14 protein-coding genes and 2 pseudogenes are annotated in these 15533 nt (G+C 29.1%); 10 read left to right on the top strand and 6 right to left on the bottom strand.

From position 1 onward, the window contains the following. The 3 genes and pseudogenes from AB1J10_RS12475 to AB1J10_RS12465 form a co-directional block, all read left to right on the top strand. Positions 1–345 (top strand): annotated as a pseudogene (locus tag AB1J10_RS12475) (replication initiation protein); the annotation flags it as partial. Positions 346–376: 31 nt separating this feature from the next. Continuing rightward, positions 377–874, top strand: coding sequence for a replication-associated family protein (locus AB1J10_RS12470; RefSeq protein ID WP_369003140.1), 498 nt, complete (start codon positions 377–379; stop codon positions 872–874). 943 nt (positions 875–1817) lie between these two features. Further along, positions 1818–2138, top strand: coding sequence for an ArsR/SmtB family transcription factor (locus tag AB1J10_RS12465; RefSeq protein ID WP_012817949.1), 321 nt, complete (start codon positions 1818–1820; stop codon positions 2136–2138). 110 nt (positions 2139–2248) lie between these two features. Here the strand turns inward: AB1J10_RS12465 and AB1J10_RS12460 are convergent, their stop codons facing one another. From AB1J10_RS12460 to AB1J10_RS12440, 5 genes are all read right to left on the bottom strand, one after another. Continuing rightward, positions 2249–3658, bottom strand: coding sequence for an NAD(P)-binding domain-containing protein (locus AB1J10_RS12460; protein WP_119614483.1), 1410 nt, complete (start codon positions 3656–3658; stop codon positions 2249–2251). Next, the gene (locus AB1J10_RS12455) at positions 3645–3866 is read right to left on the bottom strand and encodes a hypothetical protein (RefSeq protein WP_119614482.1); all 222 of its coding nucleotides are present in this window, start codon (positions 3864–3866) and stop codon (positions 3645–3647) included. Before AB1J10_RS12455 ends, AB1J10_RS12460 begins: the two co-directional genes overlap by 14 nt. Before the next feature lie 352 nt (positions 3867–4218). Then, positions 4219–5190, bottom strand: a complete 972-nt coding sequence (locus tag AB1J10_RS12450; RefSeq protein ID WP_052623521.1) for a caspase family protein — start codon at positions 5188–5190, stop codon at positions 4219–4221. Positions 5191–5206: 16 nt separating this feature from the next. Then, positions 5207–5572 (bottom strand): TIR domain-containing protein, encoded by a 366-nt coding sequence (locus AB1J10_RS12445; protein ID WP_052623520.1) that lies wholly within the window; start codon positions 5570–5572, stop codon positions 5207–5209. A 115-nt stretch (positions 5573–5687) separates the two neighbouring features. Beyond that, positions 5688–6050, bottom strand: a complete 363-nt coding sequence (locus AB1J10_RS12440) for a plasmid mobilization protein (protein ID WP_052623519.1) — start codon at positions 6048–6050, stop codon at positions 5688–5690. 495 nt (positions 6051–6545) lie between these two features. Between AB1J10_RS12440 and AB1J10_RS12435 the strand changes: the two genes are divergently transcribed. From AB1J10_RS12435 to AB1J10_RS12405, 7 genes and pseudogenes are all read left to right on the top strand, one after another. Next, positions 6546–6881 (top strand): plasmid mobilization protein, encoded by a 336-nt coding sequence (locus tag AB1J10_RS12435; RefSeq protein ID WP_186295134.1) that lies wholly within the window; start codon positions 6546–6548, stop codon positions 6879–6881. Positions 6882–6895: 14 nt separating this feature from the next. Next, positions 6896–7834, top strand: a complete 939-nt coding sequence (locus AB1J10_RS12430; RefSeq protein ID WP_369003139.1) for a relaxase/mobilization nuclease domain-containing protein — start codon at positions 6896–6898, stop codon at positions 7832–7834. A 37-nt stretch (positions 7835–7871) separates the two neighbouring features. Further along, the gene (locus tag AB1J10_RS12425) at positions 7872–8354 is read left to right on the top strand and encodes a DUF334 domain-containing protein (RefSeq protein ID WP_069973568.1); all 483 of its coding nucleotides are present in this window, start codon (positions 7872–7874) and stop codon (positions 8352–8354) included. An 842-nt stretch (positions 8355–9196) separates the two neighbouring features. Beyond that, entirely contained in the window at positions 9197–10051 is an 855-nt protein-coding gene (locus AB1J10_RS12420; protein WP_369003138.1) for a replication initiation protein, read from the top strand. Positions 10052–10082: 31 nt separating this feature from the next. After that, a pseudogene (locus AB1J10_RS12415) lies at positions 10083–10455 on the top strand (replication-associated family protein). Positions 10456–11320: 865 nt separating this feature from the next. After that, positions 11321–11500 carry a hypothetical protein gene (locus AB1J10_RS12410; RefSeq protein WP_369003137.1) on the top strand — a complete coding sequence of 60 codons (180 nt, stop codon included), beginning with the start codon at positions 11321–11323 and terminating at the stop codon, positions 11498–11500. A 414-nt stretch (positions 11501–11914) separates the two neighbouring features. Further along, positions 11915–14254 (top strand): CDP-glycerol glycerophosphotransferase family protein, encoded by a 2340-nt coding sequence (locus tag AB1J10_RS12405; RefSeq protein WP_369003136.1) that lies wholly within the window; start codon positions 11915–11917, stop codon positions 14252–14254. Between the two features lie 47 nt (positions 14255–14301). Here the strand turns inward: AB1J10_RS12405 and wecB are convergent, their stop codons facing one another. Continuing rightward, positions 14302–15432: a non-hydrolyzing UDP-N-acetylglucosamine 2-epimerase gene (wecB, locus tag AB1J10_RS12400; RefSeq protein WP_369003135.1), complete on the bottom strand. Its 1131-nt coding sequence runs from the start codon at positions 15430–15432 to the stop codon at positions 14302–14304. Positions 15433–15533: the final 101 nt, after the last annotated feature.

The following is a 15533-nucleotide window of genomic DNA, read 5'->3' as shown; positions in this document are numbered from 1 at the left end:
CCTACTTCCTATCGCATGACAAATATAAACCAATACGTATTATCGCCTATAATCAAAGAACTTGGTTTTATATTTAAAGATCTTACGATTAATAAAATTAAAGCTAAGAAAAGCCGTAAAATTGAGTGGTTAGAATTCACTTTTGATCCTGAGAAACGCATTCATTCAAAGCGACAACCTGAAATGGCGAATGTAGGTAAGAAGACACAAAATATAAGTCGTGAGATGACGCCAGAATGGTTAGAAAAAAAGAAATATGAACCCCTCAAACCAAAAACAACTGAATTTACAGAACAACAAAAAGAAGCATTTTTAGAGAAAATGAATATCAATGAAAAACTATAAGGTGAACAAATAAAGTAGGACGTGTTATTTGATGAAAACGGTAAAAGAAGTTTCTGAAAGTTTAAATGTTTCTAAACAAACAATTCACTATCACTTAAAAAACTTACCATCAAATTTAAAAGTTGAAAAAACAGGCAATAAATCGTTAATAGATGATAGTATAATAGCTTATTTAGAATCGATTTTGAATAAAAAATCGACAAACAAATCGTCAAGCTTTGACGAAAAATCGACAAAAGAATCGACAAACAAAAAAGAGCCCTTAAAGGCACGTCATGACAGCTATATTGATAAATATATCACACACTTAGAATCAGAAATTCGACAAAAGAATCGACAAATTGACGATTTAACAATTGCCTTAAAACAAGAACAATCTTTGAACTTAAATAGCCAAAATATATTAAGTCATAATGACCCTATAGAAACAGATGATTTAAATACAAAAGAAGATGTTTTTGTTTCAGAAACACCAGTTCAAAATGAACAAAAACAGTCTATTTTCTCAAAATTATTCAAAAAAAAATAACATAGCTTTGAGCAAACTAAAGTTTAAAAATGAGAATAACCATTCTTATTTTTAAAGCGAATTATAAATCCCTTCATAACAGTATTACTCATTAATAGATACTGAATATGTATAAACTATAAATATTTATAGACATTGTTATATCAGTATCTATAGTACGAGTTCGGAAAATCAAACTCAGTTCACTTTTGGGGACTGTTATGTTATCCTATAATTAACAAATGAGTTACAACTTAGTATATACAGAAAGCCCCCACACGCCGGCAAGCTAATGTGGGGGCTTTTATTTTATCCCTTAAGTTGATCAAATATATAGTTCGCAACTATATCGGCAAAAACTGACGAGATAAAACCTAAGACAAATGAGATTACAACAAGCATATACAGCACCCCCTTTCTGCACAGGAAGTGCCTTTCTAGTATAACAAAAATAATCAATTTAAAACGATACTTTGTAACAGGAAATTTTGAATAAAAATACAAAAATAACATATATGAAAACACATGAAAACGTGTTAAATCAACAATGTATAAACCGTGTATAAATAATAATAAATGGAAAAAGCCCGAAACATTGATTTAACAGTGTTTTGGGCTTTTGGTTTGGTTGACATAATAAAGTGTTATAGGCAGTTAAAATGTATAATATATACATTTACTAAAGATAAATTCATGCCTTCAGTTTTATAAAATTTTATAATTATCTTATTGATCTTTTCCAAAATCATAACTTTTAAACTTGCAATAATTTAAATATTGTTTTACAGTTAATAAATCAATTTTTTTTGATTTATTAACTGTAAAATCAACATACTTAAGTAATAATTTATACTCGCCCATATACCACACAATCACTTTATCTATCGACTACTTTATAAGTTACTTAAAACAAAAAATAATCTAAAAATTTAATGAAATTTTTAATGAAAGAAGTGTCTATTTTATGGAATCTATTAAAAATATGAATTATTTAAATAAAGAAAATCATCTTGAATTCTATGAGTTATTGTTTAACGCATTAGCAGATAAAGTTAGACTTAAAATAATAAATGAAATTAGTAACAGTATAAACAAGAGCCTATGTGTATGCGATTTAGAAGAAAAATTAAACTTAAAACAATCTAAAATATCTTATCATTTAAAAAAGTTAGTGAATGCTAATATCTTGAATATCGAAAAACATGGAACTTGGAATTACTATAAAATTAATGAAAAACAAATACAAGTTATATTAACAGAAGATACTTGTTGTAAAATTTTATGATTTTTTTAGTAAGCTTTGATTTAATTAATATAGCTTATTCTTAGTTACATTATTAGAATTGCTAAAAAGAGAAGACTCTAACCAATTAAAATGGTTAGAGTCTTCTCTTTTTAGCAACCAGTCGTTGTATTACTACAACTTGTTTTTTCTTTATTGTCCTGTAAATTTATACTACAAACTCCTGTTTCAGGTAAATCAAGTTCTACTCGCTTAGAGCCTTCAATATCTCCTGAAAGGTAAGAAGTTATTGAACGTACTTGCTCATATCCTGTAGCCATTAAGAAAGTAGGAGCACGTCCATAACTTTTCATCCCTACAATATAAAAATCTTTTTCTAATTGACGTAGAGTAGCTTCCCCATGAGCACGAACAGTACCACAACTATGTTCATTGGGGTCTATAAGTGGCGCTAAGTCTAAAACGCTTTCTGTTACAGGGTCTATTGACAATCGTAGTTCTTGTTCGATTGAGAAGTCTGGACGATTTCCAGCATTGACAATTAATTCATCTATACCTTTTATAGTTGTCACTTCGTCTCCATAACGTCCAATTAATTCCATTTGTTTATTCATTGATTTTACTTGCATCGTGTAAAATGGTGTGTATACTTGCACTTTACCCAAATTAACCAATGAATGTATTTGAGTTCCAAGTTCACCACGTGCTTCTAGTGCATCTTTTTCTTCACCACCATAAGCATTTTCTACGTTTTTTTTCCGTAAAATCCAAATCAATTTGGTCTTTGGAAATTCTTTTTGTAAACTAGATAGTTCTAGCAAAGTATTAATAGCAGAATGTCCGCCGCCAATTACCGCCACTGTTTTATTTGCATAACGATTTATATTATTTTCAATTTCTGGAATGCCATATTCAATATGATTTAAACATTGTTTCTCCGAGTTTAACCAGACACCATTTGAAGTAGCCGGGTTTGGGTTGCCCCAAGTTCCTGTTGCATCAATAATTGCGCGTGCTTCCACTATTTCGATATCATTATTTTTTTCTACATAAATTTCAAAGGGTTTTTTTTCTCTATCTAATGATTTCATTTTATCATTTTGTTTACGTGAAATCGAAATAACTTTTGAGTTATATTGAATAGATTCTTTTAACACAGGTAATTTACTCAAAGGCATTAAATACTGATCCACTAATTCTTTTCCAGTAGGTAAAACATCATCTTGTGGTGATTCCCAATTCGTTTCCTCAAGTAATTTACGCGCTGCTTTATCAATGTCATATTGCCAAGGGCTAAACAAACGAATATGTTGCCATTCAAGAATATTATTTCCTACGGTTTTCCCAGACTCAAAAACAATGAAAGGTACTTTTTTGATTGTTAAGTGGGCAGCTGCAGCAAGTCCAATTGGTCCTGCGCCAATAATAGCTACTGGCAAATCTAAATTGAATTTCATTTGTTCTTCTTTTTCAACTATAGCGTCAGATGATGAACAACAAGTTGTTTCTCCCTGACTACAATTTGACACTTCTTTTGTATTGAACGATTTAATTTTTTCCATTTAAATCCCCTTCTTTTTTTAATAATTGTATTGCTTGATTAAAATGTTTAGACGTTTCTTCTCCATATAAATAAATATTGTCTTTAAAAAAGTTATTTTTCATATAAAATATTGCTTCCTCTAAAGAAAATTCTCTTGCTTTCATAATGAGTTTTAAATAACTAGTAAAGTAATCAACAGATAATGTGCTTGCATGGTTTATAGTCATTTTGTCCTCCTATTCTGCGCGTATAATTTAAATTGTATTACTCTGACAATAAATCAAAAAAAATTGATGTATTGTTCAAAAATAACTCCTATAACAAGAAAATGATACATGATAATTAATCTTCAATAAATCAATAAAAGTTGATGTAATGAATTTTATGCTAAAAAGGTAATATTGTCAATAAAAGCAAACTATATATTAAACTATGAATATTTCGATTTTAACGATATCGTCTTTAATAATTCATTACCATGTTGTTATAACAACATGGTAATTGAAAATTGATTTACATAATTAGTTATTATAGGTAGCTATAATGTATATCCTATACAGTTTATATTTTAAATTGAGGCTAAATTCTTTTTTTTATGGCTAACTTCCTATAGTGTTCTCCTAATAATGTTAACTTGCATGATTTGCTTTCCATAGCTGCATTCCACATGTGTTTCGCATCAACTGGTTCTAATAAGCCACATCTATTATATTGCTGGAGAATTGCAAAAATTTCCGTATTCTCCTTTTCAGGAGATGGCATTCCCTCATCTCTTCCTTTTTCTTCTGGCTCATATGTTGGATTTAAGGGGTATTCATATCCATACCTTGGGAATAATTCACTTATTCTTCTTAAATTATTTGTAGCTATTTTTGGAGAAACTTGTCTTAAAGATACAAATTGCTTTATATTTGTTTTAAAGATAGGCCTTTGTTCCCATACCCCTAAAGACTGATCTATATGTGAATAAACACTACCCGGTGTAATTTCCCCTTTGAGGTTAGATGCACTACCATTTAAAGCATCAACAAATAAATTTGTAAAAACACCACCACTTTCGTCTTCCGTTGCATATTGATCTTTAGAAGAAGCAGTCAGAATAGTAACACCTTCTTTTAAAGTAGCCATCTCATCCCCAACTCTATCGCCTAATTGTCCTGAATGACAACTATCTAGTATAATAATCCTATTTTTAGATGGAGATTTATTAGCAAACGTTAATATGTCGGATAATGCCAGCCCCTCGTCTCCGTAATGACTATCACTAGCTATGATGTAACCACCAGCATTATCTATGTATCCATGACCTGCAAAATAAAATAAAGCAATATCTAAATCTTTTTTGAATAATTCTTCCACATTATCTTTCAAACATCGTCTATTTATAGCAGATTTTATACTGGTAGCAGTTAGTAAGTTACACTCAAAATTCGGACTTCCATCTCCATGACTTTCTAAAACTTCCATGACATTATTTGCATCATTTACACACCCAGATAAAGAATTAACTTCTTTATAATAATCTATACCAACAATTAATGCACCTTTCATAAACGCGCCCCCTTTTTTATATATTATCTATGAAATTAGAAATATTTTCCCAACTCCAAGTTTTGGTATATACCCCATCAATATTTGTTCTATCATCAGCATAAGCCCAAATTCCCAATATTTTTTTATTATTCTTTTTCGAACATAAGATTTCCCATTTTTGACCACTAGATTTCAAAGAGTTTTTGCTTACTAAAACTACTACTCCATCCGATTTTTTTATTCTGGTTTCAACATGTTTTTTCCAATCGCTATCATAAGGTTCTTTCACAGACATATCGACATATTCAAATGACGAATTTGTATTTAAAGATTGCCCTTTTAAAAAATCTCTTTGCCGTTCATCTTCCATTGCAAATGCTATAAAAATTGTTTTTTTCATTTTCTCATCCTCTCCCTAAATTTTAACAAGCTTATCATATAAATAGCTTGTTAAGATAGCGAACTATTTATATTTTTGATTTTTTAATACCAAAAAATCTTTGACTAAAATTTTATTATTCTTTTTTTATTTGATGAATGGCTTGAATCAGTTCTCGATCACTTTGAACATCATGTAGATTAATATAAAAACGATCATCTTCAATATAACTCGCAAATCGTTTAAACATGTTGGCGTAATACGCATTAGCTTGAGCTTGCGATTTTAAATCTTCAACATCTTTATTCGTATCAATTGTCATTTGGCTCGAAGGTATTTCAACAACCGTTGGTTTAATCCGATTTCCTAAGGCAACTAATCGGGTATAAGCTGTGGGATTTAAATTTCTGATTTCAGCTAACTGTTTCACTTTTTCATACTCGGCTTCCGTTAAATTAATATTAATCGTTTTCGCTTTCTTTTGTTCTTGACTTGGCATTTTGATTCCACCTTTAACTAAGTAAATACTCAATCAAATAACATAATTTGATATGAGTGATTGCTTAGTTAATATTCTAACATAGGTGGAATGCTTTAGTGAGTAATTACTAAAATAAAAATGTTAACCTTTTATGAGTAATTGCTCATGATTTAATGCGCATATTTTTGCGCATTGTACTAAGCAAATACTCAACGGTATTTGCTATTTTTTCGCAGAAAAAATCCTAGGGGGCTTGGGGGATTTCCACCAACAAGCTGTGTATATGGGTACCATATACGTAGCTTGCCAAACTCCTTTAATCGATGTACGATAAGGATATCAAGGATGCGTTCATTGTTGGTAAAACAATTAGCGTCAGTCATTGAATAGCCGATATTTTAAAGTTGATCAGATAGAACAACTTTAAAATATAATTCGTACTTTGTGATGATCATCGGCGTCACATTTTTGACGGCGCATCACAAACGATCGATTAAGAAAGGAGTGCGCTTTTTGACCACGGAGCATAGACACGAAAGCAAGCAAATTAAATTTAGAGTTACCCCCGAAGAATATGAACGTTTAGAAGCCATGGCAGAAACGCTTAATATATCGGTTCCGATGCTTGCGAAACAGGCGACGCAGAAAAAACGAATTAAACACCCGCGTATCGACCGACAAGGCGCCTTAGAAATTGCGAAAGAATTAAGAGCGATTGGGACGAACTTAAATCAATTAACCAAAGCCGTGCACACGAGCCATATCGATGAGGCATTAGCTAAAAAGTTATTACGGAAACTAGAAATGCTGCGTAAAGGATTGAGATATTTATGGCAACGATTAAATTAGGTTCGACCAAAGCAATGAACGCCCTCATCACGTATGCCGAAAATGAAGAAAAGGCAGAAAAGAAAAGTGGACTGAATTGTGATGTCGATTACGTCAAAGAACAAATGAAAACAACACGATTATTATTCGGTAAAGATAACGGTCGTCAAGGCTACCATGTGATTCAATCCTTTGATCCTGAAGATGGCGTCACGCCAGAACAAGCCAATGATATCGGTCGCGCATTAGCTGCACAAGTCGCACCGGGTCATGAAGTAGCCATTTTTACACATACAGACCAAAATCACCTGCACAATCACATTTGTATTAATAGTGTGAATATGGAAACAGGTAAAAAGTTTGTGAATGATCGCCAAAAACTCTACGAGATACGGACTCAAAGTGATGCCCTTTGCCAACAATATGAATTGAGTATCGTCAAAGAGAAAACAGCTGATATACGTTATACCCAAGCCGAACAAAATATCATGGATCAAACCAATAATGCGAAATCATCCTGGAAAAACCAAGTAAGAATGGCAATTGAAGAAACTAAAAACCATGCGACAAATTTTGATGAATTTAACGAACTATTGAAACCCCAAGGGGTTGAAATCGCACGTACAACTGAAAAAACAATTACTTATAAACACATCGAGGAAGACAAGAAAGTACGTGGGAATAAACTAGGTCATGCTTACGATAAGGAGGAGATAATCAATGCCTTTGGAACCGAGAAACGAAGACGAGAACACGAAAGAGATCAAAAAGAAACTCAGCCAGATCGAAACGCAACTCAAGCAGATTGGCGAAGATTTGAAGCAAGAACCCAACAACTCGAACAACAACAACGTGCTGAAGCAGCAAGACTTGCTGATGAGAAATCTCGAGAAATTAGAGAACAACGAGAGCGAGCGGAACAACAGAAACGAGAAGCTAAAGAGCGAACTCGAGGATTCGATCTCGACCTTTAATCAGGCAACGGAAGATACAAGAGTTAAATATATCAGTGTGGCCAATAGTTATTTAAAGAAACTCAATACAGATAATCAACAACAAGATTTTAAACAGGCTTTAGATGCCAAATTCAAAGCGATAGATAAACAAACGGACCAATTGATCCAAGCATTAAAAGAACGCAATGAGCAAGCTGAAAATGAAATACAGACCTATAAGCAAACACTAGAAAGTAAAATGCGACAAAATGACCAGCTAGTTCAAAAATACAACAAGACCTTAAATAAAATGACCCATGGCCTTTTTGCCTTATTTTACGTGGTTTTAGTTGTGGCGTTAGTCGCTATGGTGACAGGACCTATTGGTCATATCTTGTCAATTGATACTTTTTTACAGACGATTCATCATCAAATCGTTGAAGGAAAATCCATTTGGCGTTACTTAGCTTATTTCCTTTATCTCATTCCCTTTATATTATTAACGGGTATTCTACTGCTTTGTGCGAAGCTCATAAATGCTCTTGATCGTAATTTTTAAGGGGTAATGACTAAAATAACTCAATGCGCTATATACCCCTTTAAAATCCAAAATAAGGGTGTCATCATAATTAAACATGTAAGGAGTGAAAAAATGGCTAATCGTGAGAAATTAAAAAAAGTATCAGTTTGGGCTTAAGTTTAGCTCAAGTTATTGTTCAAGCGAGTCTTGTTTATTTAGCATATAAACAATATAAATTATCTAAAGATTACTAATAATTAACTAAGGGTTTAGAACAAGTTTCTAGGATCTTATTTTTTGTGTATCAACGGTAACGGAATGAACGAAGTGAATGAGTATAAGGAGTTGATACACTTGCATAGCTTGCCACACTAAACGCAGTGGAATTGGAGATTGTCCAATTCCCTGCAGTTTGAACGGCGAGTTCAAGAAGTTTTTTGATATTACTTTTTTGAAAAAAGTAATGAATTAGGTTTTTAAAATAACTATAAATTCGTTCAGAATTTATTCATTCTTGAAGTGGTTTTGAATTAGATTTTGAAATGGGGCAAAATTGCCCTGAACTTTATATAATCTTTTTAAGAACTTTTTAAACCCTTTTTAGGTGCCCTTTGAAACTTACTGCGAGAAGGAGTTTGAGACCCTAAGGGAGTAGTTTTGTAACAGTAAGGGAGTAGTTTTGTAACAGTAAGGGAGTAGTTTTGTAACAGTAAGGGAGTAGTTTTGTAACAGTAAGGGAGTATCTTAAAAAAAGTAACTCCTTTAATCTCTTGACATTGTATTATCAGAGGTTTAGAGTGACTTTAAGAAATAAAAAAGGAGTATAACTGGGAATTATACTCCTTTTAAACTTATTCTATTTTACTAGGAGTGATTATAACATGACTGGAGAGACTGTTGTGTATCGAAACGAAATGAATTTAGTACCTTTAAGAAAATTCACAAGTACAGAAGTAGATTTGTTTTTTACTCTATGTAATAAGCTCAAAGAACAGGACACACGTAGACTAGAAATACATTTTGATGAATTAAAACATCTTAGTAATTACTATTCTCGCTCACAAGATCGTTTTGTGAAAGATTTAGAGCATGTATACGATAAAATGTTGAATTTAACTTATACAGAACGTAATGGGAAATCATTTAAAAAGTTTGTTTTATTTACATCATACGAAGTCGATGTTGATGAACAACACCTAGCAATTAGTGTTAATAATGATTTGAAGCATATACTCAACTCTATCACAGCTGATTTCACTAAGTTTGAATTACAAGAAATGACTTATCTCAAATCAACATATGCTAAAAATATGTTTCGACTACTGAAACAATATAAAAGCACTGGTTATTTAAAAATTAGTGTTGAAGATTTTAGAGTACGTTTAGATATTCCTAAGTCTTATCGTATGACTGATTTAAATAAAAATATTTTTGCGCCAATAATTAATGAATTAAGCTCAATTTTTAAGAATCTTAATATAAATAAAGTTAAAGCTAAAAAAGGTCGTAAAATTGAGTGGTTAGAGTTCACTTTTGAACCTGAGAAACGTATTCATTCAAAGCGACAACCTGAAATGGCGAATGTAGGTAAGAAGAAACAAAATATAAATCGTGAGATGACGCCAGAATGGTTAGAACAGAAAAAATATGAACCCCTCAAACCAAAAACAACTGAATTTACAGAACAACAAAAAGAAGCATTTTTAGAGAAAATGAATATAAATAAAAAACTATAAGGCGAACAAATAAAGTAGGAAGTGTTATTTGATGAAAACGGTAAAAGAAGCTTCTGAAAGCTTAAATGTTTCTAAACAAACAATTCACTATCACTTAAAAAATTTACCACCAAATTTAAAAGTTAAAAAAACAGGCAATAAATCGTTAATAGATGATAGTATAATAGCTTATTTAGAATCGATTTTGAATAAAAAGCCGACAAAAGAATCGACAAATTGATGATTTAACAATTGCCTTAAAACAAGAACAATCATTAAACTTAAATAGCCAAAATATATTAAGTCATAGTGAGCCTATAGAGTCCGATGATTTAAATACAAAAGAGAATATCTTCGTGTCAGAAACACCTAAAAAAAATGAACAAAAACAGTCTATTCTCTCTAAACTGTTTCAAAAAAAGTAACATATATCCTAATTAAAAAAGAATAATCATTATTTTAAACAATTCGAATTATAATCCCTATCATATCAATAGTTACAAAGACATTCCCTAAAATAGAACTCAGTTCACTTTTTTAAACTACTACGTTATTATAAGAGTAACAAAAAGTATGATGTTCTTTGTACATCAAACCCCCCCACAGCCGTCCAAAGCTTTGTGGGGGGGTTCTTTTATCATTTGAATTTATCATAGAGATAATTTGAGATTATCCTTGTAATAATAGGACAAATGACTATCGTAAGAACAAAAAGTGCAATATTCATTTGTACATCGCACCCCCTTTTTGCACAGGAAGTGCTTTACAAGTATAATACAGCATAACTACCTTGTTAATGATTTAATGTATATTTATAAATAACACTACCTTATGAAAGAGAATGAAAACTTGTTAAAACAACAATGTATAAATGGTCACAAACGATCAAAGTCCGAAACATTGATTTAACAGTGTTTCGGACTTTTTATTTGGTTTACATAAAATAAAGCCTTATAGATAGTGATTTTGTATAGATTATTCATTTAAGAGTTTTTATTAATAAAGTTCTATTGTTGAAATCCAATATATATCTTTATCATCTGATAAAATTACAGAACTTTCTTTATTGTCTATAAAAAATAATTTAACAAATGCTATAGAAATTATAATAAGAATTACTTTTTGAAAAATTATCCCTCAAAAAATCTCCTTTTATATTAAATACAACACATAATTAATTAAAATTCCTTATATAAATATTTTGATTTTTTAATTTCTTTTGCGAAATTTAAATTCATATATTTATATGATACTATTATACTATACTAGTGTTTATATGGGGGGATTTTAATGAAAAACGTATTATTAATAATAACTTCTTTTACTACTTTTTATTTTTTACTTAAATATAAAAATTTAAAGGAAGAAATAAATTTTTCAAATATTGATATTGAATCTAAAGAAGATATATTGGACAAAATTGGATTAATCAAAGATTCTGAAGGAAATATTCACGATAAAGAATTTTAATATGTTTAAAAAATATTAAAACACAATAATTATTTTTGTGATTGTATATTTTAAATTTATGTATAATTAGTCACCTAAAGTCAATGATTTTATTACCTGTAAATTTTAAAATACACATAAAATAAGAATATGTGTTAATATAGTTAAATGCTCATATAATGACATTTTTAATTATTATTTTACATTTTTGCTCCTTTAATTAGGAGCTTTTTTATTGCCTATTTCACCTAATATTTATTCTTTTTTCGAATGTAAAGATCTAATTAAATAAAAAGAAGAAATAAGTGTATTGTAGATATTTCATAATATACTTATTTTTATAAATTTAGATTTGAAATATATAATTATTTAGAATAGAATTATACACTATGGTTTTAAAAGTTTTTCAGTATTTATTTTTAGGAGTTGTTAATAATGGATATTAAAAAATATAGTAATCTTTTTAATTTCAATATACAGAACGATATTATGATTTACACTGATCCAACAACTTTAGAGGACAATTCATTCAAATTATCAGATATTGAAAATGAGGAAATTTGTGATTTGAAAGTTAGTAATAGATTATTATCAGTAATAGATGATTACTTATTAGTTTTTGTAAAACATAATAAAGTGAAAATTGCAAACAAATATAAAATAGATTATATATTCCCAGTAGAAATTCATAATTTCAATAAAAGTGAAGTTAAAATAAATTTTACAAACAAATATATAGCACAAATAGAAATAGATAACATTCTTTTATTTGAAGTAGACGATTTTTTTGCACATAATTCTTATGAAAAAATTGTAGTTCAAAAATTATCTGACAATACAAGTATTAATTATAGTAATAGACAAAGGTATGTGAAAATTTGTACTATTGAATATAATAATATAACAATATTTATTAGTTATGATAGATTTTTAAATGAAGTAAAATTAGTGAAATTACTCTTTGACGTTTCTTATATAAATGAAAATATATATATAGAATTATTAAGTCCTCAGAAGTTATTAGTGAAAAATCTTCAAAATGCAGACAGTCAAACGATTGATTTAAATAACGTTAAACTTTCACAAACTCTTTTAAAAAAATTACGACCATCTGAGGGTATAAGAAACAATCATATATTAGCAGTTTTTATATTAAAGAAAAAACGCTATTTTATATTTAATCAATCTAATGGTATACATATACTACGTTCTAATCCAAAATTAATGTCACAACACAGATCAATATTAAAAGTTTTTGCTACTTCAAAATCTTTCCATATATTTGGTTTATTTAAACATAATGGTTATAAAGCAAAACATAAGTTTGATAACTTATACTTACAAAATAATAAAAATAATATAGGTAAATTTTCTAGACCCTTTAAAAATTGGAAATTATTAAATCAATTGGTTTATGGTAAAGTAAATTATCAGGACATTAAAAATATGAATAGAATCCATAATAATCTCTTATGTGGAGATGAAAATATGACTCTACACAATATTAAATTAACGCCCTTTTCTAAACCCGTAAAAACATATAAAATCAGACGTTATAAAGACAATGCTATGGTATTGAGAAATAATTTAAAGAGTAATGTAACTCTTACGTCTATACCTTTTTCTCCAGAATATACACTATCAAGCAAATTTAAAATATTTTTAGCTAAAGTATTATCAAAAAAGAAAAAAAGAAAAAATATTAATCTTTTTTTTGAGAAGAAAAGTGAACGTGCTGAAGAATCTGCAATTAAGGTTTTTGATAAAGCTTATACTATGAAAAATACTAATTCTGAAAATTATTTTATTTTGGATAAAAACGCTCCTTATTTTAACGAATTAAAAGAAAAGTATGGCAAAAATTTAATTAAAAAATATAGTTTGAAACATTTTACTAATATATACAATTCTGATTATTTCGTTTCGTCTGAACTACCAAATCACCTTATAAATGACAGGTTATATATTGATTCACTTAGAGAAAAAATAATGCAAACCCCTAGTGTGTTTTTACAACATGGAATTATGTTTGCTAAACCAGTGGATAACCCTATGGCTTATGGCTTTCACAAATATTATAATAAATATAATAATATTAAGAATGTTATATCGTCAGATTTAGAAGCAGAACAATTTTATAAAATGGGATATGATAAAGAAGAATTAATTAAAACAGGTTTAGCTACATTTGATAATGCTAAATTAAATGATAATGCTGATAAAATAGCCTATATGCCTACATATAGGTATTGGGAAGAAAGATTAATTTACTCAGGAGATATTACAAAAACTAGTTATTTTCAGTCAATATTAAAAGTTATAAAAGCTTTCGAAAAAAATAATATGCTAGAAAGATTATTAATTGTGCCTCATAATAAATTCTCTGAATTTATTTATGATAATATGCCTAAATATAAACATATTATAGAACCTAATCCAAGTACAGCTTTAAAATTATCTAATATTTTTATTACCGATTATTCTTCTGCAATTTATGATGCCATTTATAGGGGAGCTTACCCAATTTTTTATTGGGAAGAAAAAAATTATCTAATTGAAAACTACAAAGCTATTCCACCTATAAATGAAATGAATGCTCCCGGCCCTGTAGCAAAAGATGTGGATACTTTAATGAATTCTGTCCAGAAAGCTATAGGAAATAATTATACATTAGAAAAAGAATACAAAATTAAATATAGTAAAATTAATGAATTTAATGATAATAAAAATACTGAGAGAATTATAAATGAATTAAAAAGATCTAATATTTTATAAAAAAACTTTATCATGCGTTTTATCGCATGATAAAGTTTTTTACTTTTTTACATAAAAGCTTGAGGTTTTTCATCTATTAAATTAAAGTAGTATAATATATTATCTCTTATACGTTCGGAAGCAAATCCATCCCCATAAGGGTTTTTAGCTAAACTCATTTGTTCATATTCTTCTTTATTATTTAATAAATTTTGTGTTTCTTTATAAATTGAGTCAAAGTTATTTCCAATAACTTTTAAAGTTCCTGCTTCCACTCCCTCAGGTCTTTCAGTATTTTCTCTTAAAACAAGTACTGGTTTATTTAGAGATGGAGCTTCTTCTTGAATTCCACCAGAATCAGTTAAAATTAAATCTGATTGATTAGCTATATTGTGAAAATCAATAACTCCTAATGGTTCAATCAATTCGATTCGATCATTATCAGAAAGATACAAATTTACAATTTCTCTTACTTTCGGATTTTTATGCATAGGGTAAATAACTGCAATATCTTCATTATTATCAACAATTTTTTTCATAGCTTTAAATATATTGTGCATAGGCTCTCCTATATTTTCTCGACGATGTGCAGTTAAAAGAATTATTCTTTTATTCTCATGTTTTTTTAGAATATCAGATTTGTAATTTTTATCAATTGTTGTTTTCATTGTATCAATAGCTGTATTTCCAGTTACAACAATAGTATCTTTATTTTTATTTTCTATTTCCAAGTTATATGCTGCTTTTAAAGTAGGCGCAAAATTCAGATCTGATATAACTCCTACCATTTGTCTATTCACTTCTTCAGGGAAAGGTGAATACTTATCATATGTACGTAATCCTGCTTCAACATGTCCAATTGCTACTTTATGATAAAATGCTGCTAACCCTCCAGAAAATGTAGTAGTGGTATCACCATGTACTAATACCATATCTGGTTTTTCTATTTCAATTACTTCTTCCATTTTTTCAAGTACATTTGATGTTATTTGTGATAACGATTGATTTTGTTTCATTATATCTAAATCATAATCTGGTTTGATTTTAAAAGTACTCAAAACCCCATCTAACATTTCTCTATGCTGAGCAGTAATCACAACTATTGGTTTTAATTGCTCGCAATTTTTTAACACTTGAACTAATGGCGCCATTTTTATTGCTTCAGGTCTTGTGCCAAAAACTATCATAATTTTTTTCATAACTTCCTCCAAATAACTAAAACATTTAAATTTTCAAACAGATTTTGCTAATTTCATTATATATAGTGATTTGTTTAATGTAAAATTTTTATATAAATTAA

The sequence above is a fragment of the Staphylococcus cohnii species complex 1663 genome (assembly GCF_041008415.1).
Lineage (GTDB): Bacteria > Bacillota > Bacilli > Staphylococcales > Staphylococcaceae > Staphylococcus > Staphylococcus ureilyticus.
Note: the sequence above shows the minus strand (reverse complement) of the source record. Positions and strands in the feature narration are given on the sequence as shown.